27 protein-coding genes and 3 pseudogenes are annotated in these 26,345 nt (G+C 58.3%); 17 read left to right on the plus strand and 13 right to left on the minus strand.

Annotated features, from left to right (window positions below):
* Window positions 1-42: 42 nt before the first annotated feature.
* From FHT86_RS22205 to FHT86_RS38125, 4 genes are read left to right on the plus strand one after another with little or no spacing between them, the layout of a single operon-like run.
* Entirely contained in the window at window positions 43-1,404 is a 1,362-nt protein-coding gene (locus tag FHT86_RS22205; protein ID WP_133709632.1) for a mandelate racemase/muconate lactonizing enzyme family protein, read from the plus strand.
* A gap of 17 nt (window positions 1,405-1,421) precedes the next feature.
* Complete coding sequence (locus tag FHT86_RS22210; RefSeq protein WP_133709633.1) at window positions 1,422-2,621, plus strand: mandelate racemase/muconate lactonizing enzyme family protein; 1,200 nt, start codon at window positions 1,422-1,424, stop codon at window positions 2,619-2,621.
* Between the two features lie 51 nt (window positions 2,622-2,672).
* Window positions 2,673-2,921 carry a hypothetical protein gene (locus tag FHT86_RS38120; protein ID WP_246779607.1) on the plus strand — a complete coding sequence of 83 codons (249 nt, stop codon included), beginning with the start codon at window positions 2,673-2,675 and terminating at the stop codon, window positions 2,919-2,921.
* Window positions 2,922-2,958: 37 nt separating this feature from the next.
* Entirely contained in the window at window positions 2,959-3,141 is a 183-nt protein-coding gene (locus tag FHT86_RS38125) for a hypothetical protein (RefSeq protein WP_246779608.1), read from the plus strand.
* A gap of 54 nt (window positions 3,142-3,195) precedes the next feature.
* Here the strand turns inward: FHT86_RS38125 and FHT86_RS22220 are convergent.
* Both FHT86_RS22220 and FHT86_RS38130 read right to left on the minus strand, forming a co-directional pair.
* Window positions 3,196-3,441, minus strand: a pseudogene (locus tag FHT86_RS22220) (transposase); the annotation flags it as partial.
* 132 nt (window positions 3,442-3,573) lie between these two features.
* Window positions 3,574-3,792, minus strand: a complete 219-nt coding sequence (locus FHT86_RS38130) for an aconitase X swivel domain-containing protein (protein ID WP_312862449.1) — start codon at window positions 3,790-3,792, stop codon at window positions 3,574-3,576.
* Window positions 3,793-3,979: 187 nt separating this feature from the next.
* Between FHT86_RS38130 and FHT86_RS22230 the strand changes: the two genes are divergently transcribed.
* A complete protein-coding gene (locus FHT86_RS22230; RefSeq protein ID WP_133709635.1) occupies window positions 3,980-4,723 on the plus strand; it encodes a virulence factor family protein in 744 nt (247 codons plus the stop codon).
* 960 nt (window positions 4,724-5,683) lie between these two features.
* Here the strand turns inward: FHT86_RS22230 and FHT86_RS22235 are convergent.
* Both FHT86_RS22235 and FHT86_RS22240 read right to left on the minus strand, forming a co-directional pair.
* On the minus strand, window positions 5,684-6,139 hold the full coding sequence (locus FHT86_RS22235; protein ID WP_133709864.1) for a ribonuclease H: 456 nt from the start codon (window positions 6,137-6,139) through the stop codon (window positions 5,684-5,686).
* A gap of 381 nt (window positions 6,140-6,520) precedes the next feature.
* Complete coding sequence (locus FHT86_RS22240; RefSeq protein ID WP_133709636.1) at window positions 6,521-7,195, minus strand: type 1 glutamine amidotransferase domain-containing protein; 675 nt, start codon at window positions 7,193-7,195, stop codon at window positions 6,521-6,523.
* 1,180 nt (window positions 7,196-8,375) lie between these two features.
* Here FHT86_RS22240 and FHT86_RS22245 point away from each other — a divergent pair.
* The 4 genes from FHT86_RS22245 (at window position 8,376) to FHT86_RS22255 (ending at window position 10,683) form a co-directional block, all read left to right on the plus strand.
* Entirely contained in the window at window positions 8,376-8,678 is a 303-nt protein-coding gene (locus FHT86_RS22245) for a DUF1330 domain-containing protein (protein ID WP_133709637.1), read from the plus strand.
* A gap of 183 nt (window positions 8,679-8,861) precedes the next feature.
* Entirely contained in the window at window positions 8,862-9,101 is a 240-nt protein-coding gene (locus FHT86_RS38675; RefSeq protein WP_133709638.1) for a hypothetical protein, read from the plus strand.
* Between the two features lie 850 nt (window positions 9,102-9,951).
* A complete protein-coding gene (locus tag FHT86_RS22250) occupies window positions 9,952-10,338 on the plus strand; it encodes a hypothetical protein (RefSeq protein ID WP_133709639.1) in 387 nt (128 codons plus the stop codon).
* 96 nt (window positions 10,339-10,434) lie between these two features.
* Window positions 10,435-10,683, plus strand: a complete 249-nt coding sequence (locus FHT86_RS22255; protein ID WP_133709640.1) for a hypothetical protein — start codon at window positions 10,435-10,437, stop codon at window positions 10,681-10,683.
* 44 nt (window positions 10,684-10,727) lie between these two features.
* Here FHT86_RS22255 and FHT86_RS22260 read toward each other — a convergent pair whose 3' ends face one another.
* The 4 genes from FHT86_RS22260 to FHT86_RS22275 form a co-directional block, all read right to left on the minus strand.
* Window positions 10,728-11,357 carry a MarC family protein gene (locus FHT86_RS22260; RefSeq protein ID WP_133709641.1) on the minus strand — a complete coding sequence of 210 codons (630 nt, stop codon included), beginning with the start codon at window positions 11,355-11,357 and terminating at the stop codon, window positions 10,728-10,730.
* A gap of 637 nt (window positions 11,358-11,994) precedes the next feature.
* The gene (locus FHT86_RS22265; protein WP_312862452.1) at window positions 11,995-12,633 is read right to left on the minus strand and encodes an HD domain-containing protein; all 639 of its coding nucleotides are present in this window, start codon (window positions 12,631-12,633) and stop codon (window positions 11,995-11,997) included.
* An 86-nt stretch (window positions 12,634-12,719) separates the two neighbouring features.
* Window positions 12,720-13,280, minus strand: coding sequence for a DUF4863 family protein (locus FHT86_RS22270; RefSeq protein ID WP_133709643.1), 561 nt, complete (start codon window positions 13,278-13,280; stop codon window positions 12,720-12,722).
* 21 nt (window positions 13,281-13,301) lie between these two features.
* Complete coding sequence (locus FHT86_RS22275; RefSeq protein WP_133709644.1) at window positions 13,302-14,009, minus strand: nitroreductase; 708 nt, start codon at window positions 14,007-14,009, stop codon at window positions 13,302-13,304.
* 141 nt (window positions 14,010-14,150) lie between these two features.
* On the opposite strand from FHT86_RS22275, the gene FHT86_RS22280 reads away from it, so the two are divergent.
* Window positions 14,151-15,149: a LysR family transcriptional regulator gene (locus FHT86_RS22280; protein ID WP_133709645.1), complete on the plus strand. Its 999-nt coding sequence runs from the start codon at window positions 14,151-14,153 to the stop codon at window positions 15,147-15,149.
* Here the strand turns inward: FHT86_RS22280 and FHT86_RS22285 are convergent.
* Both FHT86_RS22285 and FHT86_RS22290 read right to left on the minus strand, forming a co-directional pair.
* Complete coding sequence (locus FHT86_RS22285) at window positions 15,146-16,015, minus strand: amino acid ABC transporter substrate-binding protein (protein ID WP_133709646.1); 870 nt, start codon at window positions 16,013-16,015, stop codon at window positions 15,146-15,148. The two genes, FHT86_RS22280 and FHT86_RS22285, sit on opposite strands and share 4 nt — an antisense overlap.
* Before the next feature lie 321 nt (window positions 16,016-16,336).
* Complete coding sequence (locus FHT86_RS22290) at window positions 16,337-16,888, minus strand: alpha/beta fold hydrolase (RefSeq protein ID WP_133709647.1); 552 nt, start codon at window positions 16,886-16,888, stop codon at window positions 16,337-16,339.
* A gap of 266 nt (window positions 16,889-17,154) precedes the next feature.
* Between FHT86_RS22290 and FHT86_RS38135 the strand changes: the two genes are divergently transcribed.
* Window positions 17,155-18,741 (plus strand): alpha/beta fold hydrolase, encoded by a 1,587-nt coding sequence (locus FHT86_RS38135; protein ID WP_246779610.1) that lies wholly within the window; start codon window positions 17,155-17,157, stop codon window positions 18,739-18,741.
* Between the two features lie 220 nt (window positions 18,742-18,961).
* On the plus strand, window positions 18,962-19,834 hold the full coding sequence (locus FHT86_RS22300) for an alpha/beta fold hydrolase (RefSeq protein ID WP_133709648.1): 873 nt from the start codon (window positions 18,962-18,964) through the stop codon (window positions 19,832-19,834).
* A gap of 156 nt (window positions 19,835-19,990) precedes the next feature.
* Here the strand turns inward: FHT86_RS22300 and FHT86_RS22305 are convergent, their stop codons facing one another.
* On the minus strand, window positions 19,991-20,464 hold the full coding sequence (locus FHT86_RS22305) for a VOC family protein (RefSeq protein ID WP_133709649.1): 474 nt from the start codon (window positions 20,462-20,464) through the stop codon (window positions 19,991-19,993).
* A 338-nt stretch (window positions 20,465-20,802) separates the two neighbouring features.
* On the opposite strand from FHT86_RS22305, the pseudogene FHT86_RS22310 reads away from it, so the two are divergent.
* The 3 genes and pseudogenes from FHT86_RS22310 to FHT86_RS22320 all read left to right on the plus strand — a co-directional run.
* A pseudogene (locus FHT86_RS22310) lies at window positions 20,803-21,144 on the plus strand (ATP-binding cassette domain-containing protein); the annotation flags it as partial.
* 30 nt (window positions 21,145-21,174) lie between these two features.
* Window positions 21,175-21,945 (plus strand): SDR family NAD(P)-dependent oxidoreductase, encoded by a 771-nt coding sequence (locus tag FHT86_RS22315; protein ID WP_133709651.1) that lies wholly within the window; start codon window positions 21,175-21,177, stop codon window positions 21,943-21,945.
* A gap of 42 nt (window positions 21,946-21,987) precedes the next feature.
* Window positions 21,988-22,074, plus strand: a pseudogene (locus tag FHT86_RS22320) (ROK family protein); the annotation flags it as partial.
* Between the two features lie 71 nt (window positions 22,075-22,145).
* On the opposite strand, the gene FHT86_RS22325 reads toward FHT86_RS22320, so the two are convergent.
* Together FHT86_RS22325 and FHT86_RS22330 are read right to left on the minus strand one after the other, a co-directional pair.
* Entirely contained in the window at window positions 22,146-22,796 is a 651-nt protein-coding gene (locus FHT86_RS22325) for an SDR family NAD(P)-dependent oxidoreductase (protein WP_312862455.1), read from the minus strand.
* 252 nt (window positions 22,797-23,048) lie between these two features.
* Window positions 23,049-24,017 (minus strand): alpha/beta fold hydrolase, encoded by a 969-nt coding sequence (locus FHT86_RS22330; protein WP_246779611.1) that lies wholly within the window; start codon window positions 24,015-24,017, stop codon window positions 23,049-23,051.
* A gap of 143 nt (window positions 24,018-24,160) precedes the next feature.
* On the opposite strand from FHT86_RS22330, the gene FHT86_RS22335 reads away from it, so the two are divergent.
* Both FHT86_RS22335 and FHT86_RS22340 read left to right on the plus strand, forming a co-directional pair.
* Complete coding sequence (locus FHT86_RS22335) at window positions 24,161-25,258, plus strand: PdxA family protein (protein WP_133709652.1); 1,098 nt, start codon at window positions 24,161-24,163, stop codon at window positions 25,256-25,258.
* Complete coding sequence (locus tag FHT86_RS22340; RefSeq protein WP_133709653.1) at window positions 25,242-26,315, plus strand: tartrate dehydrogenase; 1,074 nt, start codon at window positions 25,242-25,244, stop codon at window positions 26,313-26,315. The genes FHT86_RS22335 and FHT86_RS22340 overlap by 17 nt, the downstream gene beginning before the upstream one ends.
* Window positions 26,316-26,345: the final 30 nt, after the last annotated feature.

Here is a 26,345-nt window from a genome sequence, read left to right on the forward strand (position 1 = left end):
GTGCGCGGCGACGTGCCCTGCCGACCAAAACGAGGATAAATCATGCCAGAGGCAGATGGAGCCGACGAGGCGCTCAATCGGGTGAACACGCATTCCAAGCCGTCCGACCTTCGCATCACCGACATGCGGGTAGCCGAAATTGTCGGCGCGCCGTTCACCTCAGTGCTGCTCAAGATTTACACCAATCAGGGCATCGTCGGGCTTGGCGAGGTGCGCGACGGCGCCAGCGCCACCTACGCGCTGATGCTGAAGAGCCGATTGCTTGGCGAAAACCCTTGCAACATCGACCGCCTGTTTCGCCGCATCAAGCAGTTCGGGGGGCACGGCCGGCAAGGCGGTGGCGTATCGGCGGTCGAGATCGCGTTGTGGGATCTTGCCGGCAAGGCCTATGGCGTCCCCGTTTACCAGATGCTCGGCGGCCGGTTTCGGGAGAAAGTGCGCGTCTATTGCGACACCGACGCCACCGTGCCGAGCGGCACCGAGACCGGCAGGCGCCTCAAGCAACGCATGGAACTCGGCTTCACCTTCCTCAAGATGGATCTGGGGCTAATGCAGATCGCGGATGTGCCCGGCGCGGTCGTGTCTCCTGCCGGCTCACTTGAAGGGTACCGTGACCACCCCGGCCGCGGCCCGCTGAAGACCATTGAAGAGCGGCGCGTCCGCAACGCTGCGTACGATTTGCATAACGTCCCGCACCCGTTTACCGGCCTCCACTTTTCCGACAAGGGCCTCGACTTCCTTGAGCAATACATCGCCGAGGTTCGTGAGGTCATCGGCATGGATATTCCGCTCGCCATCGACCACATCGGCCACATCTCGGTGCAGAACGGCATTCGCCTTGCCAGGCGAATTGAAAAATACGTGCCAGCCTGGCTCGAGGATGTGATCCCCTGGCAGTATAGCGAGCAATACCGACACCTGCAGGACTGCACCACCGTGCCGATCTGCACCGGTGAGGACATATACCTCAAGGAGGGCTTTGAGCCTTTGCTGAAGAGTGGCGGTGTCTCCGTTATTCACCCGGACCTGCTCACCAGTGGGGGCATCCTCGAGACCAAGAAGATCGGCGATATGGCGCAGGACCATGGTGTCGCCATGGCCATCCACATGGCAGAAAGTCCAATCGCCGCAATGGCTGCGGCACATGTGGCGACCGCGACCGAAAACTTCATGGCGCTCGAATACCACTCTGTCGATGTCGACTGGTGGGACGATATCGTCACGGGCCTTCCCAAGCCGCTGGTGAAGAACGGCTTCATCACTGTTCCGGACAAGCCGGGCCTGGGGATTGACGACGTCGTCGACGAGGTGATCTCGCAGCATCTGCAGCCGGGTGTCACCGGCATTTGGCGGCCTACGGATCACTGGGACGATGAGTATTCCTGGGATCGAACCTGGAGCTAAGGCGAAAAGGACCGAAGATGAAGATCACCGACCTCCGCTGTGCGGTTATCGGCAAACACCCGATCGTTCGCATCGTAACCGACGAGGGCCTGTATGGTTTGGGCGAAGTCGAGTTCACCAAGTCCTACCTCAAGCCCTTTGTGCTGCATTTCCGCGAGGCGCTTGTCGGCGAGGACCCGACCGACGTCGAGAGAGTGATGCTGAAGATCCGCCAACGCGGCTCTTTCAAGCCGTACGGTGCGGCGGTGAGCGCTATTGAGCACGCGCTGTGGGATATTGCCGGCAAAGCTGCGGGCGTGCCCGTCTATAAGCTGCTCGGAGGCAAGGTGCGGGACAAGGTCCGCGTCTATAACGGCTCGATCCGCCGGAAACGCACGGGCGATCGGCCGGAGGATTACGCCGCTGACGTCAAATGGATGATGGAGCAGCCGCAGAACTTCTTCATGGTGAAGCAAGGAATCTCGTTCCACTCCAACATGAAGGACACCATTGAGGGCTTCCACTACGGCGTGACGCAGAAGAAGGCGGGCTATCACGGTGCCATGGATCAGGGCGTGATCAGCGAGCGCGGTTTCAATCACATGCTCGACTGTGTGATCGCGATGAAGGAAGTGCTGGGCGACAAAGTCAGCCTGGCGCTCGACTGCGGTCCGGGCTGGATGCTGCCAGATGCGATTAAGTTCGCTCGCGCGGTAGAGAAGTACAATTTGATGTGGCTCGAGGACATGCTGACTGGCGACTATGTGCCGTGGGTCAATCCGCAGGCCTATCGGGAACTGACCATCTCTACCTCGACGCCAATCCACACTGGCGAGCAGATCTACCTGCGGCACAATTTCAAGGAACTGATCGAGACGCAGGCGGTGCGCGTTATCGGTCCCGATCCAGCCGATGTTGGCGGCATTGCCGAACTCAAATGGGTCGCCGAGCACGCCTACATGCACTCGATCCTGATGGCACCGCACGGGACTGCCAACGGCCTGCTAGGCCTCGGCGCGTTGATCAATGTCTGCGCCACCTTGCCTGCAAATTACATCGCTTTCGAATATCCGAGCGCCACCGACCCCTGGTGGGAGGATCTGGTAATCGGCTTGCCACCGCAGATCGTGAAGGACAGTATGGTGGACCTACTGGAAGCGCCGGGGCTGGGCCTCGATATCGACGCCCAAGCGGCCAAGAGATATCTCAGGGAAGAGGATGCGGGCTTCTTCGACTGAACCTCCCTCCACCTGCCTGACGTGAATCGTCTACGCAAATTACTGTCCGGAATGACACGCTTCGGGTCATGCACCGGCCTCCGGCTCGGCTGGATCGTCGCCGGGAAAGAGCTGATCCATGCGGTGTCCATCCATCGTGACTACAATACGATCAGCGTCAGGATGCTGGACGACCATTTCGCCGTGACCGCGCTGGAAAACCGCGACAAGATCCCTCAGCGCAGCCAAGGGATCACCCGGACCAACCTTGCGATACTTTCGGACTTCGTCGAAAACGAACCGCTGATCTCCCGGGCCTAAATCCGGAACGTCGGCGCTGCTGAAATACCACCTGCCGATGTCTTCCAAAGCCTTCTGCGTCAAGCTGCTGGAGCGCACAGGCGTCATGCTGACGCCGGGAAGCGCGATGGACATGGAGGGCTACCTGCGCATCGGCTATGCCAACGGCGAGAGCATCCTGCGTGAAGGGCTGAAGCGCGTTTCGCAGTTCGTGCGGGAGGAACAGGCCGCTGCCGCCTGAGGCCCGTCCTGCCTCGTCGACATGGACATGTCAGACACGAGACGAGGATTGCGGCGATTTGCCAGCGCCGCGGGTACGATGACGGGTCAACCAAGTTCGCATATCGCCGATCAGCGGCGCTGATCGTTCTTGCATTCTAGCAATGCGAGCTTCGGAAGAGAGACCGCGCAGCTCAGCTTCGATACGATAGAGTTCACCGATCCGCTTCACCCCATCCTCGGCAATCGGCGCAGGACCATAGCCGGTGATCTCGACAAGCTTTCGCCGTGCATGCGCTCAACAATGAGCGAGCCGGATATCGCATGACAGAAAATGTAGTCTCATTCGAAGAAAAGCGCCTGCAGCGCTTGGATGGCACGGTGTTCGGATCAACTGCCGAAGAGCGTAGGCTTGCTGCCATCGGCTCGCGGAGCGAGTTCGCCAAAAGCGAGCTTACGTCAATATCTCTTCGAGCTCCGAGAAAACTAAAGCGGCGGGCGCATTGCCCGACAGAATGAGCTCCAAGAGGACCCCGCTGCCCGAACAGGATCCCCTGCCGCTCGGCAACACCAGCACGGCGCCTCCCAGCCTTTGACCCGCGAGCGGATAGTGTCGATCCATCACTTCTCCCGTGGATGGGTCCACACCGCCCCAGAAAGGACAAAGAGACATTCGAGGCGAGAATTGGCCCCGAGGCTTGGCCGATGATCACGCCGCCGGATTCGATGATCTTCGCCATTCCAATGCCTTCTATTGCTGTGGCTGTTATCGGACTATACACACCGCGTGGTGCCGGGCCATTCTCCGTTCGCTCGACGTGAGGGTGCCGAGAACGGAGACTGAAAGGGGTTTCCCGCAAATGATCTTGAAATACGCGATGATTACTATCGGCCTGCTCGCGATTATAGGCGGCCCCGCGAACGCGCGACAAGACGTGAACCCGGGCGGGCGGCCATACGGCGATGATCCCCCGCTCAATCTTCCGCTCCACATCATGGACGCCAAACCGACCAAGGACACGTTAGCAGTCCTCTATTCAGGGGACGGCGGATGGCAGGAGCTTGACGCGAAAGTCGGCGGCTCGTTGCAGAAAGAGGGCATTCCTGTCATCGGCCTCGATTCGCTGCGTTATTTCTGGTCGCAGCGAACCGCGGGGGAAACGGCAAAGGACCTCGGCCGGATCATCGACTACTACACCACGCGGTTCAACGTTCAGCATGTCCTTCTTGTCGGATATTCCTTCGGCGCAGACGTGATGCCAGCGAGCTACAAAAGACTGTCCCGACAACAAAAGAGCAGGATCAGGCAGATCTCACTTCTGGCCATGTCCCACAAGGTCGATTATGTGGTCTCGCTCAGAGGATGGCTTGGCTTGCAGACCGAAGGCAAAGGTGGAAACCCTGCGGATGACCTCAAGTCGATCAGCCCGGATATAGTTCAGTGCATCTACGGCACTGAAGACTATCACGACAATGCCTGCCCGTCGTTGCAGGGCACCAATGCACAAGTGATTGGCATGCCCGGTGGCCATCATTTCGATGGAGACTACGAGAGACTGGCCCAGCACATTATCGCAGGACCCAGGCCGCATCCGAAGAGGTAATCGATCCTCCATTGCATCGCTCAAGGTTTCGGCCGATGGGAACATAACGGACATGACCCGATGGCTCCCCATTCCTCGTTAACCTAGTCGTGCTTCATCGATCGACTCGCTCCTTCCGATCTGACACGTCTGCTCCACGTTCAGGCTCTTGCCCTGTGAGTTCCTCTTTCCGTCGCCGTCGGTCAGCCAACGGGTCGCTCTCACGACTTCTCGGCGGATGGCCAATCGTCCGCGGACTCTTCGATGGAGATGAATAGTGGTCACGGACGAACAGCCCGCTGATCACCAACTGAAACGAGGGCCGAAAGACCCATAGGAACCTGGTTGCGACCCGCTCGGAGCTAACTCGTTATCTCGCTGCACTCTCGTTGCCCATCGCCGACGCTCGTCCGCTTTGTCTTTGCCGTTGACGGAATCTGCCGACTTGCTCGCGGCTAGGGAAGCAGATTGGCCGCCAGCTCTGCCGACCGTCGAACACGAGGCCAGGAAAACAGCCGGAAGAATGATCAGGATGCCAAAGGCAACTGCCCTCGTGAGCCCGTATTGGATCGGCTGCAAAGACATCCTTACTGCCCTCGTTGACAATCTCTGATGAAGAGATGTTATTCGATTTCGCATCCAGCGGGAACTATCGGCTATTCGGATTTTCGTGTGAAAACGTGTCGAGAGCGTTTTGAATCTGAGCCTGTTTTCGCCGACATCGAGTCACGGTGATCCGCGGATCGAACAGGAACCTCCTTCATGCGGTCTCTTACCCCACAGGCGTAAGATTTCGTGACGACGATGCCTCCCGCTGACCCGCGGCGAGTTCCCTTGCGCTTCGATGGCCGTCGTCATCGCCTTCGCCATGAGGCCGGGCTTGGGCACGTCCAACGTCCTGAGGCGGACCTGCGGACCAATCACCCTCCAGTGAATTCATTGGACAGACCTTGCTGGAACTGGCGACGAGGATGACTAGCGTCAAATTGACGGAAACCCTCTAGCCAATGCGTCGGCAAGATCGTTCCCAGGAACGCCCGAGTGCCCCTTGCACCATTCAATGCTCACTTGAGCGTTGCGATTGAGCAGAGCGTCCAATTGCTGCCAAAGTGCCAAATCCGATATCACACCCCGCCTCGACCGTGGATTTGGGTTGATCCCCGTCCATCCGTTGGTACGCCAGATGGCCCGCCATCGGCGGCAACCTTCGATGACATGAACGGAGTCGGTCCACAGAGCGCAGGCCTGCCCACCCGTTTCGGATTCGATCCAGGTCATCGCTCGTACGATGGCCATCACTTCGATCGAGTTGTTCGAAGTGCCGCGGGCCGATCCGGTGGCGGTGTGTATGGTTCGGTCACCTTCAAACGCCACAAATGCCCAACTCCCTGTGCCAGAACCAGCATCGAACGAGCCGTCGGCGTAAACCTGGAACATGGTTGTTTTGCTACCTGTCTGCACACTTGCCCAAATCAGCGTCGGCGGGCCGTCCTCCGCAGCCACTTCATTGTCGTAGAACTCGGAAGTTTACCAGCAGCTTTTGGCAGCTAAGGGCATTGTTACCAATCGCTCGACCAGATGACCATGAGCCTCTTCTCTGAAAATGGTATCGAAATCGTCCGAGGGCGCTCGACCTCTTTGAGGGAGCGCCCCTCACCCCAGGCGCAAGTCATCGACGCGCCCGGAGACAGACGGTCGCGGAGGTTTGCGGATTAAAGGGTGGCTGACCACAGATGGGAACGGTTGCGTTAATTCGCAAGGCGCGACTTTCCCCCGAATGTTCGTCGACGTCCACTGGCCAGCCGCCACGCAGCGGTCTCACGCCGACTTTTTCAAGGCGGCGAGCAATTCTTTAGCCAGCTGTCCCGCTGAGGCAGGATTCTGACCAGTGATGAGACGGCCATCAACGACGACATGGGGCTCCCAGTTAGCTGCGGACGAGTACTCGGCACCCTCCGCCGTCAATGCGTCCTCAAGCTCGTATGGCACGTCCTCGCGCGCGTAATCGTACTCTTCCTTTTTCGAGAACGATGTCAGCTTTTTACCGCGCACGAACGGCGTGCCATCCCCAAGGTCAACGCCCAGCAACGAGCACGGCCCGTGACAAACAGCGGTCACCAGCTTGCCCGTGCTCCATGCCCGCACGACAGCCTTCTGGACATCAGAATTGCGCTGGATGTCGACCATTGGGCCAAGGCCACCTGGTATCAGGATCGCGTCGTAGTCTGCAGCATCCACCTCGGATAGTTTTCGGCTGCGATTGAGCCGACGAAAAGCCTTGCTCTGCATGAATTCCTTTTGGGCGGGATCATTTTCGTCATACGCGTCGTACGGTGTCCATCCGCCCGCGGGCGACGCGAACTCTACCGCAATTCCCGCCTTGTCGAGGACATCGAAGGGATGAGCGACCTCGGCGAAAAAGAAGCCAGTCTTGCGATTGTGCGGGCCGATCGCGGCCGCGTTGGTCACAATGAAAAGAACGTGTTGTGTCATGCGTCTCTCCTTGATCAACAATGATGCAGATGCAAGTTTACATGATCGGGGCTTTAGCCTGGGCCGCCCCCCGGAATCGGTCCGCCCTCAGGACAACCAGCTTCACCTCTACACTCTTGGACCCATAATTTGGTAATCCACGGTGTTCCTTTCGCAAATTTCCGCTGCGAAAACCCCAGCGCACCAGGAAATGTCCGCGGATTTATCTGACAATAGGTATAGGTGTCCCGGCCTTACCTTGCTCACTAAGCGTGGTTAGAGCGGATACACGGCGACTTCGTGAAAGTATTCTACCCCCTCCGGCACCTTGGCTTTGCCGGACCCCGGCAATATAGCTTCATTCGGTTTCGAACAAAAGCTACTCCTTTCGATAGTCCGCCGAAACACTGCTCGGCGATGCTCTCGCGTCCGGTTGACACGCATGCGATCTCGAAGACCTGAATGCCCTCATGTTTTCGACGCTCCGTCCCCGCCGCATTTATACGCTGCGTTGCGCTCCGTACCATTAGTGGTTCCAGGAAGGCATCTGCCGATCATCATTGATTTGCGGATGCGGGCCTTCCTGTCACGTTGGCGTGGAGCCTTTCTCTTGCCGAACACATCGAAAGCGTACGTGACAGCCTTTGGCGCGATCCGGCCGGGACTGCAATCGATCCCAAGCGGTTTTGACCGATCCGGCATCAAATGACGCGCGGATCAACCAGGTAATGTTCGTCGTATCGTCCAGGGTGCAACCGCCTCTCTGGATACTTGAAGACTGCAGCTCAACGTCCGGAGTCCTCTACCGAAGCCGCGGCGCATTTAAATCGATAACGAAGCGTTGGGCATGGACGCCGTCATGCTGTCACAACTCTCTGCTGTCGGCTGGACGAAAGGGAAATTGATCTCCGGAGAAAGCTGTCAGTAGTCGGCAGGCTCCTTGCGCGGGCACATGGATCTGAAGATGCCCATTAGTGTCGGGATAGTGCCCGGGCTACAAGGCTAGAAGGGCCCGGTGCACGTTCCTCGGCGACGAGGGCGCGCGCCTCGACGGCATAATTGCGGAACGTCGCACAGCAGTTCCATGATAATTTCGTCGGGCGGGCCTCGGTTTCGCAGGAGAGCGGGCTCGACAACGTCCATTGGCGATGTCACTAACTGGCGATAAGGATGACCGGATTGCAGAACGAAAGGAACTGAAATGAGCGCCTATGTTGTATTCGTCCGTGACCGCATTACGAACCCCGAGGAATTCAAGACGTATGGACAGATGGCGCCCCTTGCAAGGGAAGGACACGATATGAAGGCTCTCGCCTTCTACGGACCGTCCAGGACGCTGGAAGGGCCTACGGTAGACGGATCCGTCATTATAGAGTTTCCGACGATGGATGCTGCTCAGGCTTGGTACGACAGTCCGCTTTACCAGGACGCCCGGGTACATCGCCTGAAGGGCGCTGAGTATCGCGTCTTTATTGTGGAAGGCGTTCCGGCACCAGGAGCGTAACAGGTGACGAGCTCCACGAGCTTCGCTTTTCGACTATCGCAACCGCTGACCATTTCTATCTCTGTAGCGTGAATTTGTGATCACTGACAAAGATGGCCGTGTGCGTAGCATTTCCGGGTTCGCGAGGATTCTCATCCGGTCGATATGTGCCGAAAGGCGACAGCGGCCGGGAGAGCCGGCGACATGTTGAAAATCAATGACCTGATAGCGTCAGCTAAATCCGTCTGCGACCGATACGAAAGAGGACGCATAGAGAGGGAGACCGTCCGTGAGTGGATCTTGCGCCTTGGCTCGTATCCATCGCCGCATGGTGATCGCGTGCGGGAAGCGGCGGAGTGGTTTAGGGCTCATCCCGCGAGCGAAGTGCCAGCCGATGTCCGAGATGTTGATGTGGACAGACTAAGGGCAATCTTTTTGCAGTGAGCCGATCTGGTTTGCTTGTCACTGCCGATACTATAGACACCCTCGAAGAACGCGACCGCCGTTAGTTTTAGAACGGGGTCGGGCGGCCGATTGACGTCACGCTGCTGCCGCGAGATCACGTGGCCGTTCTTTAACTCCTTCACTGCAGCCAAAATAATACTTTCTCCACATAACAATTGGTCGGAATGAGGCGCAAGGATGCACGTTTCCAAGAGAGCGCGCCGTTTGACATTAAACGAGAACATAAAAAGAACAAATAAGCGAGTCGACCGGATCAATCTCTCGCTCTTTGGCCACTGCAAATTCGGCACTCATTGGGCATACGCCTCCATCCTGCGGCGGAGAGGCCGACGGCTTTTCAGTTCTAGATTTTTTGTTGCCTCAATTGGACCGGTAACCGGGAGTTGGCTAGGGCCATCGCCGCAGTCAATTCAGTGACTGCCATCGTAGCGAGCACTGACGCTGATCTTCTCGGCCTTGGAGTTATGGAAGCCCAACGGCGGCTTTATGGACCTGGCGAAGCTCACGCTTGGTGCGTTTATCGGATCATTCGTTCAGCGCGTGGCCACTGCTCAGCAAGTTACCGCGAGCGCGGGGCGCGCTCCACCCGAAGCTATTCCGTAATACTTCGCGAGTTCGGGCGCTTGGGGCGGTACCTGTTGCCTATGGGTGTCGCAATCTCCGGGGTGAAATCAGATGGCCTATCGTCGTCAATTCCCTAGCCGCTGTACGCGGTTCCTTAGCTCATGCCGACTGCTATCTGCCGGTAACGGCCTATTGAGTTGTTTTGCAAGAACCGGTTGATTAAAGCTACCCGTGAAGACAACCAGCGCGCATAAGAGGGGCAAGAATGAGTATCCCGTTGCTTGGACAAGGGAACGCTCTACCCGAAGGATTCCCGTATCAAGGATTTTGGATCCTAGAGCCGCGAATTTTTCTGTTCATTTCAGATGATCAGCCAACCCGAGACATCCACGCCCCGAGATTTGCGGAGATAATCAACCCCAACGGCGATGACTGGGCGTTCGGCTTCGACGCGCATTTGCTGGCCGAAGCATTATCGGTATCTCAGCAAGACTTGTTTGCTGCCAATGGCATTGGTCGATTAACGTTGGAGAGCATAGCATCCGACACTCCAGATGGAGAGGATGCCACCATAAAGAGGTACACATTCGGCCTGAGAGGACGGCACGCGACCGTAGTCATCCAAAACCTGGATTCATATGGGCACACGTGACGCGCATCCCTCGTTTTGCCCCGTTCCAAAGCCTCGATGCCTTAATGCCCATAAGCTTCGTGCCGAAGCGAATATATCAGAGGAGATAACCGGCTCATGTTTAGAACAACAATGATCGTGGTCAGCACTGCCTTAGTGGCGGCCAGTCTTATGGTTGCCGCTGATGCTTCAGCCGCAGGTCATGGAGGACACGGCGGACGAAAACCAATCCTAAAGGCAGGCAATCATAAGGCCGGTACACCAAGCTTCGCTTCGCATATCCGCAATGGCAATACTTCGTCCAACAATGGCAACTACGGCATGAGCGGACCCTACACCGGATTGAAATTTATCGGCAACCAGTAGTCGATCCGGCTCAACGGCGGCCCAGTCACGCCTTATCACATCTTCTAGAGGTTGAATGCCGAGCGGATACCGTCAATTACAAACTGGATCGAAAGCGCCGCCAAAAGAACCCCGAGCAAACGGGTAAGCAGTACACGACCGCTGACCCCGAGCACCCTGTCGACCTTCTGCGCCAGGATAAGCGCGGCGACGACCAATCCCATCACGACAGCAATGACGCCCATCAACTCAAGCTTTCCGACTACTCCATCCAGTGTTCCTGCAATCAGCACTGTCGCGGACAAAGCACCCGGCCCGGCGACGAGCGGGATCGCGATTGGAAACACTGCCAGGTGATGCAGGTGCTCCTTGGTAATGGCGGCGTCACTGCTGCGCGATCGACGTTGCTGGCGCAATTCGAAGATCATTTCAAAAGCGATCGTAAACAGCATCAGTCCGCCTGCAACACGAAACGCGCCCATCGATATGCCGAGCGTTTGAAGGATCGTCGCACCAAAAAGGGCAAAAGTGGTCAAAATGCCGAAAGCGATCACTACGCCACGGCCTGCGACCAGCTTGCGTTGCTGGCGCGTCATGCCGTGCGTTACGCCGAGGAAAAGCGGCGCAAGGCCCGGCGGATCGACAGTCACTAACAAAGTGGTAAAAGCATGGAAGATGAAATCATAGGTTGCCATAAGGTTCCTTCAGGTCGGCGTAGAGAATCTGCCCAATGCTCCGCGACCCCTTTCCTTCCAGCATTCGCGCCCTGTCAATGAGACGAGATTCCACCTCGCGTTGCTGCGTCCAGCTTAACGACGAGCTCATAGTTTTTCGATTGGGAACGGCTCTCGCAGAAATAGGAAAAGGATAAAGCCAGCAGCCGACGTACCCCCCCGGTGAAGGCCGCCAGTCAGGCCGCTTGAGCAAGCTGCCGCAAGGCCGCTGCCGTTCCCGATCTCGACATCGATTGAAACGCGATTGTGCGTGATAGGTTTAGCGTTTTCGACGGACGGAACGTCGTGCCACCTAAGCCTGGGCAATATTGGCGAGAACCACACGCGCCGCGACCATTTTTGGACCGAGGCATGCACCCGACCCCTCGCAGCGTCTCAAGCGCTTCGATGAAGAAACCGCTTAATTCATAGACTTAACCCATTGTGTTTCCTATACTTTATGGGCATTTTGCCTGACTTCCTACAAATCTACTCTAACGAATTTACTCCGCGAACGCTTCACTCAGACGTCCAGGAGCAATTGCCGATGCGTAAGCACCTTGCCGCGTCCGCACACTCATGCCTGCTGCGACAATACGCTGCTTTTGCTCTTCGGCAGTCATTGATCCCACGGTGAATGAAGGATGATGCTGCAGAGATCTGCGCGGTGGAAAGTTGGGTCCTTGAACGCAAGAATGTCATCGTTGAAAGTGCCGAAGGTAGTATGTGGCCTATGCTTCATCCCGTCATGGAAGGCGTTGATTATCCCGTTCTTGAAGTCGGCAGCGCGCGGGTACGCGGAGACAATCGCCTGACGCTGGTGGTCGCTGAAGCTGTCGTAGCCGCGTCCGGCCACGTCCATGCCAGCCCCGGCCTGCACCAAGAATATCTCCGGGTGCATGTGTTCGGGAATGCCAGGGGTCGTGTGAAGAGCGATCGCGGTCCACACTTTCTCGACGTCCAATTCCGGAATGGCATGGGCCCGCAGAAAGTTACGGGCGGCGTTGGCGCCATCGACTTCGAAGCGCAATTCGCTGTCACGATACCCCTCGGTCAGACCGATGTCGTGGAACATGGCCGCCACGTAAAGAAGTTCGATATCGAATTTCAAGTTCTTCTGTTTTCCCATGAGGGCTCCCCAGAAGAAGACTCGAGTGGAGTGGAAGAATAGCAGGTCGCTCTCGGTATCACGAATGAACTGCGTGACCTCACCCGCCAATTTGCTGTCGGGGATTTTTATTCCAAAGATCTCGGTCACTGATGGCAGCCTCCTGGCAATTTTGACGTGGCTTCTGTTCCTTCCAACGCCCTCATGGCACGGCCGGGTCCATCCTGATTCCCGGTTCATCGGATCAAGTCAGCAGTGGGTGCCTTGATGTCGTAGGAGATGCGTCCAGAGGGCAGAAGGAAGAAGGCGATCAGAGCACCACCCCTAGCCTCGGGATAGTGATGGCTGCCGGGCGCCGGCGCTGTCCATCCAGCATGACGCCATCCCAGCGGCCCCATCAGTTCCGCGGACGGCTCCAGCGGCACAACGAGGTTGAACTCGCCATACGGATGGAGATGATAGTCTCCGCGGAAGACATGCTCCGGGGCCGGCTTCTGGTCATTCGGGATGCGGCCCTCGCGACTGTCCATGTAGACAGTCGTCAAGCTGAAATAATGCGACTGAGCGCAAGGCTCGAGAAGACGGCTGCGACGGTAGTGGCGCCCACTGATTTCGACGTCGGCTGCCCAGCCCTGCTCGACCCCGCGCCTCACCCGGTGCGCAAGGTCTTCGTAGACTGTGCTACCAGGACCATGCTCGTCATTTAGCCAACGCTCCATTTCCTCGCCTGGCGTCCGGTCTGTTATCTGTTCGATGAAAGCCATTGCTGCCTCGATCAGTTCGTAACGCTCGGTCATGAAAGTTCCTCCAACAACTGCTCAAAAGCCGTGAAACGAAGCGATGTCTTCAACCGGCGCCTTCGGCATTGGCGGACGTCGCTGGGACCATTCGGGGTCGGCAAAACCCATGGACATGCCACAGACGACCATTTCCTGGGGCGAAAGCGGCAGATGGTGGCGGATAACGGCATGGTAACGGGCAAAAAACTCCTGCGTGCACGTGTCGAGACCGCGCGCCCGAGCCGCCAGCATCACGTTCTGAATGAACATGCCGAGATCGAGCCAACTGCCCTTTTCCAGGTGTCGATCGATCGTGAAGATGAGGCCGACCGGCGCATCGAAGAACCGGTAGTTGCGCGCGGTCTGCGCGGCCCGCGCGGCTTGATCTTTGGCGTCAATGCCGATTGAGCCGTAAAAGACGGCGCCGAACTCGCGCCGGCGCGAAGCATAGGGCTCAGGCAGATTCTCCGGGAAATAATTGTATTCGGGTGAGTGAGCGCTTGGCACGGTCTCATGCGCAACTCCGATCGCTCTGATCAAGGTCCCCTTGGCATGGCCCGTCACCACATGCACCCGCCAAGGCTGCACATTCGCTCCAGTTCCAGCATGACGCGCGACCTCAATGATCTCGGTGATCGTCGCAAGGCTCACAGGGCGATCCACATAGAACCGGTTGGCAAATCGACCGCGCATCACGTGATCGACGGCTGAAACTGAATTTAAAACGCTGCCCGGGTCGCTGGTCATCGCTGGCGTCCATTATGTCCTGCAATGCTCAGATCATCGTTCGACTTGCCTGTTTCAGGAAGTGCAATGTTGACAATATGAAAATGCATGACATGCACTCTGCTGGCGGTAGGTTCCGCCTGCAAACGAGCTTGTGAGCCAATGAAAAACCTCGACCTCAATCTTTTGATCGTTTTCGATGCGGTGATGCGGGAGCGAAATGTGCTTCGCGCCGGACAGGCGATCGGGCTCAGCCCCTCGGCAGTCAGCCACGCATTGTCGCGGCTGCGCGCCCTGTTGAACGACGAGCTTTTCATCCGTACGGCTGCGGGGATGGCGCCGACTGCGCGCGCTACCGAAATGGCACCGCTGGTGCGGGATGCACTGGTGTCTGCCGAGCACGCCATAGGACCACCGGTCTTCGAACCTGAGACCTCTACTCGGCAATTCTGCATCGCAGCGACAGATTATATGACTGCCGTGGTGGCCCCCCATTTTCTGCGGACCCTAGAGGCACTTGCACCGCATGTTGGGGTGACGATCCTGCCTGCGACAAGGATCGACCTCACAGCTCAGATAGACGTGGGACGGGTCGACGTGGCTCTTGGGTCCTTTTCGGACATCCCGCATCGTCTTCGTGCCCAGCGGCTTTTTGAAGAGCGGGACGTGGTGATAGTCGCCCCTGACCACCCCCTTGCCGGTCGCTCCATTACTGTCGATCAGCTTTCTGCTCTTCCTCTCTTTGTGGTAGCAGCGGGCGGCATCGACGATGGGCAGATCTCCGAGCGCGGCCTGACCCGGCGTATGGAGATGTTTGATCGTGCAACGCTTTCAGCAGAGTTCGCGAAGATTGGCGCAAAGCCCAATCTGAAGGTCATCCAGCCGCACTTCCTCGCGCTTCCCACGCTGCTGGCCGGAACTTCGGCTGCGGCCCTCGCCCCTGCGAGGTTGGCAGACGTTTTTCTCAGATCACGATCAGTGGCGGTCTCGGAGTTGCCTTGGGCGGCGCCTGCGACGCCTGTTCAGATGGTGTGGCACAATCGTCATGGTCATGACCCAGCCCATAGGTGGCTGCGCTCAAGGCTCGAGGATGCGGCGCGACAGGCGGCTGAGTCGATCTCTGCACTCACCGACACAACGCACGTCGTCCATGAACCCTAAGGCACATGCTCCATCATGATTTGCGTGTGCAGCATCGGCGCCTCGCTTCCGAAATAGGTCTCGAGTAGCGGCAGAAAATCGTCCGACAGGTAGAAATCCGTCAGCGCGCGGTCAACCAGTAAGCGGAAGTCGGCGTCGTCGCGCCTCAGGGCGATTGCATAGGGTTCATGCGTGAACAGGCGATCGCCGACCTCGAGCGAGGACGGATCGCGCGCTCGCTTGGCCAGGTTCATGAGCAGCACACGATCGCCGAAATAGGCGTCGATCTTGTGTTCCTCCAGCGCCTTGAGACCGTCCTCGTGCGTATCGAAATCAGCAATTCGGGTGTTAGAGGCCTCAATGCTGCGCGCCTCTCGCAATATTGCGTCCGTCGTGGTGTTTGCACGCACGCCGATGATGCTGGTGGATGCAGTACGCTGGCTAACGGAACGAACAGCAGGCTCATCGAGAAAAAGGGTTTGCAGGTAGTCGGGCGAGTCCCTGCGCAGCAGCGCGCTCGCTCCGGTCAGGAAGATTGGCTGTGAGAAGTCGACAAGCTTCCGCCTCTCTAGATTGACGGTAATCGCACCGCAAAGCAGGTCGACCTGACCGTCCTTGATTGCGTCGAAGCCATTGGCCAGCGTCATTTCTACATATTCGCGCTTCAACTGCGGAATCGCGTGCTCGACTTCTTCGGCGACCTTGCCGCAGAGGTCGATGGCATATCCCGTCGGTTTTGCGTCAGGCTTGATGGAGGAGAACGGCGCCTCGTCGACGACGTAGCCGATGCGCAGGGTTCCGTGCTGGGAAAGCGTGTCGAGCGTCCCGGCGTTCGCTCCGAAGGCCGAAAGGAAAACAGCAATGCCCGCCAGCAGAAACCGTCTCATGTGCTTGGCCTGACCTGTTTGCGGGGCGACGGCACTAGCATCCTCCTCGTCTCCGAAAAGCGGATGATCACAAGGGCTGAAAGCAGATTATGGCTTCGCGGCCATTTGTCAATCGCGGACACCTCGGCGACGCTGAACGGCAAACCACGTCTTTTCCCGAGATTCAGCATTTGGACTATGCCACTCCTGGTGTAAAAGGCAAACACGTCAGCGGGCGGCCGATTCAAACAGGCTGGCACCTAGACGTGAGAAAGGCTCACTGCTGCACGCCGTGGCCGACGGCTTCTTGGTCTTGTTCTGCCGGTGGCCCGTGCCCTCAGCTTAACCCACGGAACGAATGTCTCGCGCGACGTCGCTCATATCGTTGTTGAGCTGGTGATCCCTGCGTTCGAACGTGCGGACCACGGCGTGCGGAATGGCTTTCGCATAGAGATGAACATGAGCAATGGGCACCACTGCGTCGTCGGCGCCATGATAGAGATAGACCGGAACGTCGGGCGGAAGGCGGCCTGAGAAGTCCTTGCAATCGCCGATGTCATCGCTCGGCCATCCGCCTTCGCCGATGAAGGGCGCAGCGATGACGAATAGCCCGCCCAACCTTGTTTTCGGCGGGTGCCCGGCAAGCACATGCATCAAAATGGTGCCGCCGACCGAGTGGCCCACAAGAACTGCCCCCTCCTCCAGTGAGTCGAATGCTCTCACTAGAGCGGCCTTCCAGGCTGTGAAGCTGGGATCATCCTCTCTGGGCATTCGGGGATAGCCGACAGCGTAGTTTTCGCCGAGTTCGCGCTCGAGGCTCGCCACGAGCTTGCTGTCCCAGCGATCGTGGGCGTCTTCGCCGGCTCCTTGAACGAAGAGGATCTGCTTGGCCATGCCACCATTTTATTCGACGGACACAGATCGAGGCAAGACTGGGCTACGCATCATAGCCGAGATATGGCGGGACACACGCTCGGTCATCCCGTGCCATCTCGAAGAATGGGGTCTGGTGGCGCAAGCGCCAAGTTGCCGCGCCGAAATCTTGTCAGTCTGATATGGCGGCCCTGCCCTTGATCGCCTGACGGCAAGCGGAGCCGATTTCATCTTGAGCTGCATTGTTCTAAGCTGTTGGCTGAACACTAGCGTGTTGTCGGTGTATCATGGTCGGCCAGCTAACCATTGAGGTATTGGGCGAACTCAACGTCAGGCAGCAGGGACAGCTTCTGCCTCTGCCGCAGTCGAAGAAGACCCGCGCCCTTCTCGCCTATTTGGCCGTTATCGGAAAGCCGCAGCGCCGCGAGCATCTTTGTAAGATGTTCTGGGAAGTTCCAGACGACCCTCGGGCTTCCTTAAGGTGGAGCCTCCACAAACTCAGGCCAATCGTGAATATTGAAGGTGATGAGCGTCTGCATGCGGACCACAATTCCGTTCTCCTCAGCCCTCAGACAATCGACGTGGACTTCAACGGCATCGCCTCCCTCCGCCCCGCTGACCTCGACGTCTTGGATACGGATGCGTTAGAGTCGCTTGCCGCGACATTTCGCGGTGAATTTCTCGAGGGCCTCTACCTGCCGCACTGCCCGAACTTTGAAGCCTGGCGGCTATACCACCGAGACATAGCGCTGCGGGTTCACACAGCAATTCTGCGCGCCCTCCTCCGACGCCTTCGAGATTGTCCCGACCGAGTGCACGCTCATTCTATGGTTCTCAACAGACTTACCGAAGAGACTGCCGGCGTCGATCTCCCCGAGCAGCGGTTGGAGCCTTCAATCTTCCGCAGCGAGTTGGCCGAGAGTTGTGGCTATGCCCCAGACCAGTCACTTCGACTTCCACGGCCAGGATCAGGTCTCATGTCCCGGACATTCGAAACGGATGTCCCATTGCCATCTGTGACGCCCAGCAACAGATCGCAGGAAATTCGCTTCTGCAAGACGGCCGACCGGGTAACGATTGCTTACGCGGTGTGTGGGCACGGACTACCGATCGTGCGAGCCGCACATTGGATGTCGCATCTCCAGTACGATTGGGAAAGCCCGGTGTGGAGGCATTGGATCGACGCCCTTTCGGAAAAAGCGATGCTCATTCGCTATGACGAACGTGGCACCGGTCTTTCGGACTGGGTTGCCGAGGATATCTCGTTTACGGCAATGATTGCTGACCTGGAGAGCGTGGTCGATGCGGCAGGCCTCGACCGATTCACGCTTCTGGGAGTATCGCAAAGCTGCGCCGTCTCTGTTGCCTATGCCGTCCGACATCCTGAGCGGGTTTCAGGGCTCATCCTGTATGGAGGATTTGTAAAAGGCTGGCGCAAGCGAAGCGACAGTCATGAGGTAGCAACGCATGAGGCAATGACCGCATTGATCCGCGAAGGATGGGGCCAGAACAATCCGGTTTTTCGGCATCTGTTCACTGCAATGTTCATTCCAGGGGCGGACCAGGTGCAGATGGATTGGTTTGACGAACTGCAGCGCATTTCCGTGTCGCCCAGCAACGCGGGTCGCTTGCACGAGGCATTCGGGGACATCGACGTTTCAGACGTCCTGTCGCAGGTGACGGTTCCGACGCTGGTCTTGCACGCAAGAAAAGACGCTGTCGTTCCCTTTCAGTGCGGAAGGGAGTTTGCAACCGGCATCCCTGGGGCTCGATTTGTCGATCTCGATAGCGCGAACCACATTCTCCTCGCCAACGAGCCCGCCTTTGAGCAATTTGTTCGTGAAGCAAGGCGGTTCGTCGCAGAAACAGCGTAGCGGCTGGTTATAGCGCTTTGACCTGCACCCCGACTGCCTTGGAGACGTTGCCTACTGAGCAAGGTGCCCTCGCCTCTCGCTGACGCGCTATAGCAACCTCGGCTGCGGCGCTCTTTCAACGATTGGCCCGGCATTTTCGACGGTTCTTCCCACACTCTTTCTTACGCGCGCAGAATACCATGCTTCTTACTGTATTCGACGCTGACAAGGAGACGCGACGATGAAGGTTCACAATGTAACTGGCGGTGCAGGATTGCGACTGCATGTTCGCGAGTGGGGAAAAGAAGATGCGCCGTCGATCCTCTTCATCCACGGGTGGTCGCAGAACCATCTCTGCTGGAAAAACCAGTACGAAAGCACGCTTGCCGAGGATTTTCGCCTCGTAGCCCTGGACCTGCGCGGTCACGGCATGTCGGAGGCGCCCCTTGAAGCGGAGCATTATACTAAACCGCAGCTCTGGGCAGATGATATCGCCGCCGTCATAGATCAGCTCAACCTTGGCAGTCCTGTTCTTGTGGGCTGGTCCTACGCCGGCTTCATCATCGGTGACTATCTCCGCGCCCATGGAACCGCCCATGTTGCGGGCATCAACTTCGTGGGCGGGGCAACTACGCTTAATAAGGCGGCGTTCGGCACCCTGATTGGCCCCGGCTTCCTCGATCATGTCATTGGTGCCACGAGCGACGACCTTCCCGGCAACATCGAAGCAATCCGCAATTTCGTGCGCGGGTGCACTTATTCGCAACTACCTTCCGAAGTATTCGAGACAGCAATTTGCTGGAACATGGCCGTGCCTGCGAAGATCCGGGCTGCCCTGCTGGCCCGCGAGATCGATTCCGACGACATATTGACCGCACTTGCGGCGCCTATCCTTGTAACCCACGGCCAAGAGGACACGGTGATCCTGCCGGCGATGGGGCGGCACCTTCTGGCATTGTGCCCTGGAGCCAAGGCATCGTGGTATGCCGCGACGGGACACGCACCTTTTCTGGAGAATCCTACTAGGTTCAACGGTGAGCTATACCATTTTGCGCGTGACGCCCATTCCGGTACTGCACCCGCAAGGGCACACTCGAGCCGACCCGGGAAATAGGCAGCAAGGTCCGCTGTTCAGCAGCGAAATCGGCCCCAGGTCTATCGCCGGACGGCAGCGTCCTTTACGTCGCTGAAACAGAGACGGCTTGTCTGCGGGCATTCCAGATCAGAAGCCCGGTGGTCGTTGAAAAAGCGCCCTTCCCTTCACTGGTGCTCAGCCACGCCTAGCGGCTTCGATCACCCCAACATCGATCTTCCTCATTGTCATCATTGCATCAAAAGCTCGCTTTGCTTGATCACCGCCTGCCGCGAGCGCTTCGGTCAGTACGCGCGGCGTGATCTGCCAGGACACACCCCATTTGTCTTTGCACCAGCCACAGTCACTTTCCTGACCGCCGTTGCCGACAATGGCGTTCCAGTAGCGGTCGGTTTCTTCCTGGCCGTCAGTTGCGATCTGAAATGAAAACGCTTCGTTGTGTTTGAACGCGGGACCGCCGTTCAATCCGATACAAGGAATGCCTGCGACAGTGAATTCAACTACCAACACGTCTCCCTGCTTCCCATCTGGATAGTTTCCAGGTGCGCGAATGAGGGCACCGACTGCGCTGTCGGGAAAGGTCTCGGCGTAGAAACGGGCGGCAGTCTCGGCGTCTTTGTCGTACCATAGGCAGATCGTGCTCTTTGCCATTGCGTGGTCCTCTCGCTCTTCGTTTCCGATCTCCTCCCTGAAATAAGAGGCAAACAGTCTTTCTCCAGCCCATTTAGTTTATTTCACGAGCCCTGCCCCACAAGACTAACTCTGTTATCCGATGCATTAGACCTTCGGACTTGCACGGCCCGTGAAGCCGGAGTTCCAAAGTCGGGCGGCGGCTCGCTGGGGCCCTTCTAAACGGTAGGCGCCCGAACAAGCGGTGTCGGGACGGCGGAATATTTTGCTCGCCGGATTGCGCTACGAGATCTGCGCCTCATGGCTGAGGAGTGGCACTTTTGGCGGGCTGCTTTTCCTGAGAAACGCGGCTTCCTGCATCGGTACGATCGATGTCCGGTGGCCAGCGTCAAACCGTTGCGATCGCCAGAGCGTTGCATTTCAATGCTCGGATCCTGATAATGGACGAGCCGACAGCCGCTCTCGGACCTGAAGAGACGAAAAATGTCGGCTTGCTGATCAAGGAAGTGAAGCGCCAGGGATTGGGCATTTTTCTGATCAGCCACGACATGTACGATGTTTTCGAACTATCGGACCGGATTACAGTTATGAAGTCCGGTGGTGTGGTTGGGTCATATCCGACGCGGGATTTGACCCAAGACGCTCTCGGAATGATCATCCTCGGCCGAAAGCCGGCGCGGTTTGCGGCCGCTACGGCATAAGGCCAAAACCAAAGTCGAACGGAAAAGAAAATGACAGTCAAAGCACCGAATTTCAGTCTCGCAGGCAAGGTCGCGCTCGTCACCGGAGCCGCGCGGGGCATTGGCCGAGCATGTGCACTTGCGTGCGCGGCCGCGGGCGCAGACGTCGTGATCGGCGTCCGCAATGTCGAGGCGGTCGCCGATCTCGTTGCCGAGTTGGAGTCGACAGGCCGGCGTATTCTCGCAGTCACCATGGACATTTCAGACAGCCGGCAGATCACAGAAGCTGTGGCCAAGGCGCTTGACGTCTTCGGAAAGATCGACGTGCTTGTCAACAATGTCGGCGTTGCTCCAGGCGATCTTGCGGAGCTCGTCACAGAAAAGGACCTCGATCAGATCCTCGATGTCAACATCAAGGGCACGTTCCTCGTCACGCAGGCGGTCGCCCGCCACATGATCGAGAGAAAGAGCGGTCGTATTATCAATATCAGTTCGCAGGCCGGGACAGTCACCCTGCGCGGCGAAGCGATCTATTGCATGAGCAAGGCCGCGATAAACCATTTGAGCCGCTGCCTGGCGGCCGAATGGGCGCAATACGGCATCACGGTCAACACGGTTGCTCCGACGTTCATTTGGACGGATGGAACCCGGCCCGCGCTGGCAGATCCGGAGTTCTACAATCGCACTGTCGGTCACATTCCCCTCGGCCGGATCGGCGACACGGACGATGTCGTTGGCGCGGTGGTTTATCTCGCCTCGCCGGCTGCCGCGCTTGTCACCGGTGCCAACCTTCTGGTCGACGGTGGATGGTCGGTCGCTTGAGATTGCTTTTGATCCTAAGCTTTGCTTGCGATCGGGCATTTGATGCCGAACGGTGAACTTTGCCCCTGTGGAAACAAGGGCTGCTTCGAGACCTATGGTTCGGGAACCGCGTTCATACGACGTGCTCGCGCGTTCCCGCTTCATCAAAATCTATCGCGCGGAGCGATCGAGGCAGCGTCCTCGACCTTGCTCCTAGAGCGCTAGGGCATGAACGCCCCACCGTTCAGATGAATGGTCTGTCCCGTTATGTAACGTGCCTTGGGGCCGGCAAGATATCCGACCAGTGCGGCCACCTCGTCCGGCTGACCTCGACGGCCAACGAGGGGCGCACCCGTCGCATGATGGCTGGGGGTACCGCCGGCCGACCTACCCCGCACGGTGTCGATCATGCCGGGCACGACGCAATTGACGGTGGTGCCCTGGCCCGCAAGATCATGCGCGAGGCCACGTGTCAGCCCAATCAAACCCGCCTTGGCGGTCACCACGTGAACGCGATGGGCCGCACCCGTGTGCGCCGACAGGCCGCCGATATTGATGATTGTCCCACCGTCTGAGCGGGCCAGAACCGGTTGAGCGGCCTTGGCCATCAGGAAGGCTCCGTCGAGAATGATGCCGATCACCTGACGCCATTCGGTATAATCGAGATCGGCGAACGGTGTCTCGCGCCGGATCGCGGCGTTGTTGACAAGGCAATCCAGCCGACCGAAGGTTTCCACGGCGCGAGCGACGAGCCGATCGGCCCCTTCCCGGGTCGCCACGTCCGCCAGCACTGCAATGGCCTGTCCGCCCGCCGAGCCGATATCGGAGACGACGGCTTCAGCTTCCTCTAGCGAACTCAGGGCGTTCACCACGACTGCCGCGCCTGACGAGGCAATGTCAGTGCAATCTCGCGGCCGATATTGCGGGCAGCGCCCGTTACGATCGCGACCCGGCCTTTGAGGCTTTGGTCAATCACAGCGAAAACTCCTTATTCATGAGGCCGGATCATGCGGACGGGGCTCGATCGAACAACCAGCCACGTACCATTTCCGGTGTGCTTCGGCTCGGACGCGATATCCTCGCCATGTTGCTGGCACCGCAGGGCGGTGCCAGCCAGATCCAGCCTATTCGAAGGGCTTTGGTTCCTTGCCCGTAAAGAACGACCAGAAGCTTTCATAAACAAGATCCGGGCGATGCTCGGACGGATAATGACCAGTCGGTATAGCCCAACCTCTGAGATCCGGGGCCCAGGGCGACCATGCCTCGATGGGCTTGAGATGGCGGCCGACGTGGCTGTTGCTGCCCCAGAGCACCATGACCGGGCAGCGTATCGACTTCTTGCCGAAATCTTCCGTATCCATGGCCAGATCAAGGGTAACCGTTGCCCGGTAATCTTCACAGACGGCGTGAATCTGTTCCGGCGTGGTGCAGCGCGCATATTCCTTGAATGCTTCGGGGGTGAAAATCTGGAGACCCACCCCTTTCTTGTTGAGCTTATACTGAATGTAGTAATCGAGGTCCGCGCAAATGAGCTTTTCCGGGAATGGCGCCTTCTGCGCCATGAAGAACCAGTGATAGCTCTCCAATCCCCAGCCCATCGTGACATTCGTCAGCAGATGATAGGTCGGGATGATGTCGAGGGCACAGAACCGCGTGACCCTGTCCGGCTGGTCAAGCGCCATGCGAAAGCCGACGCGGGCACCGCGGTCGTGTCCGGCGAGTGCAAAGGTCTCGAAACCCAGTTCGCTCATGACGTCAAAGGCATCCTCCCCCATCGCGCGGAAGGAATAGGCAGCGTGGTCCGGACCGCCATCCGGCTTCGAACTGTCGCCGTAACCGCGCAGGTCCATCGCAACGACGGTGAATGTCTTGGCGAGCGAGGGAGCGATGCAATGCCAGCTGACATGGGTCAACGGATTTCCATGGATGAGGAGCAACGGCGGCCCCTCGCCTGCCATGGCAACATTGATCTCGGCTCCCCGTGTCTTGATGCGGCGATATGAGAAGCCTTCCATAAGGCTCTTGTGACCGGTTTCGAGGGCCGGCATTTGCGACGGCACGGTGTCTTTCGACGTTTGGATTTGATCGACCATACGTTTCCTCCACGAGATAGTGGAGGGCATCGTCGCCGCCGAAGAAAAAATTGTCAACAGTTTTCAGTTGACTTTTGATGCATTCGCTTCAACATTCCTTGCAGCGGTTCCGATGAGGCCGTTAGATCTTCAAGGAATATGTCATGGCTCTTAAATCAGAAGCCCCGACCACACTTCCCCGCCTCGCCCTTCTTCTTGGCGACATGACGGGAATTGGTCCGGAGCTTGTCGCCCGTGTGATGTCAGATCGGCGGCTCGCCGATGTCGCACGCATAGTCGTCCTAGGCGATGTCCGCGTATTGGAAATGGGCGCCCGCGATGCCGGCGTGCCGCTTGCGGTCAATCGCGTCACCGACGTGAATTCGATTGATTGGGATGCTCCGGGCACGCCCGTCATGGATCTCGGCAACATCGATCCTGAGACACTCCCTCGCGCCGTCATGTCGCCGGAGTCCGGCAAACTGACTGGCGAGACGCTGGCGGAGGCGATACGACTCGCGCTTGCAGGCATGTTCGACGCAATAACCTTTGCGCCCTTGAACAAGGCGGCTCTCCATGCAGGTGGCTGGAAGTTTCCCGATGAACACAAGATGTTCGCGCACCTGTTGGGTCACAAAGGCTATTTTTCCGAGATGAACGTGCTCGACGGCCAGTGGATGTCCCGCGTGACGTCCCATGTCTCCTTGCGTACAGCCCTTGATATGATCACCCACGAAAGCATCATAGAGGCGCTTGAACTCGTTGACCGCACGATGCGGCTTGCGGGTATAGAACAGCCCCGCATCGCCGTTGCCGCACTCAATCCCCATGCCGGTGAAAACGGCCTGTTCGGCCGGGAGGAGATCGACCTGATCGGCCCTGCCGTTCGCGCGGCGGCAGAAACGGGTATCAATTGCAAGGGGCCATTTCCGTCGGACACGGTCTATATCAAGGCCTTCGCCGGAGAATATGACAGCGTCGTCGCGATGTATCACGACCAGGGCCAGATCGCGACGAAGCTGCGTGGGTTCAATCGCGGCGTGACGGTGACCGCGGGCCTCGACACCGTCTTCACCACCCCCGCTCACGGAACTGCTTTCGACATCGTGGGCAAGGGTGTCGCCTCCACGGGAGCATTGGAGAGCGCCGTGCGCCTGGCAGCGCAGCTTGCCGGCAGAAAACGGGCCGCCTCCCAAACGGGACAAACCACTTCCTCGATCAACGCAATCTCCGGAAAAGCATCGAATGTCCCAGTCCAATAGCTTTCGTATCGCAGTCATCCCCGGCGACGGGATCGGTAAGGAAGTCGTGCCAGAAGGCGTGCGCGTCCTTGAAAAGGTCGCTTCGCGCTTCGACATCTCGATGTCCTTCGACTGGTTCGATTTCGCCTCCCAGGACTATTACCTCCGCCACGGCCAGATGATGCCCGAGGATTGGAAGCAGAAGATCGGATCGCACGATGCGATCTTCTTTGGTGCCGTCGGCTGGCCTGCAACCGTCCCCGATCACATTTCCCTGTGGGGATCGCTTCTCCAGTTCCGGCGGGAGTTCGATCAGTATGTGAATCTTCGCCCCGTGCGCCTCATGCCAGGCGTGCCGAGCCCGCTTACAGGTCGCCATCCGGGCGACATCGACTTCTGGGTCGTCCGGGAAAACACCGAGGGCGAATATTCGTCCATCGGCGGCCGCATCTTCCCCGGCACCGATCGCGAGGTCGTCCTGCAGGAGACGGTCATGACGCGCGTGGGCGTCGATCGTGTCCTTAAATTTGCGTTCGATCTGGCAGCAAGGCGCCCGCGCAAGCACCTCACCTCGGCAACAAAATCGAACGGCATCTCGATCAGCATGCCCTATTGGGACGAGCGCGTGGTCGAGATGGCCAAGTCCTTCCCTGATGTCACCTGGGACAAATACCATATCGACATCCTGACAGCGCACTTCGTGCTCCATCCCGACTGGTTCGATGTGGTCGTGGCGTCGAACCTATTCGGCGATATTCTGTCGGATCTCGGACCGGCCTGCACCGGCACGATCGGCATTGCACCGAGCGCCAATATCAATCCCGAGCGCACGTTTCCGTCGCTCTTCGAGCCCGTGCACGGCTCGGCTCCCGATATTGCCGGACAGGGAATTGCAAACCCGGTCGGCCAGATCTGGTCCGCGGCAATGATGCTCGATCATCTCGGTTATCCCGAGGCATCGGCGGCCATTGTCACAGCGATCGAAAGAGTGCTGGCCGAACCATCGCTTCGAACCCGGGATCTCGGCGGCAAGGCGAACACACGGGAATGTGCGGCGGCGATCGAAAGCGCGCTCTGACCGTCACTGCGTCGTACGCGTCATTTATCG

The organism is Rhizobium sp. BK313 (genome assembly GCF_014193655.1).
GTDB lineage: Bacteria > Pseudomonadota > Alphaproteobacteria > Rhizobiales > Rhizobiaceae > Rhizobium.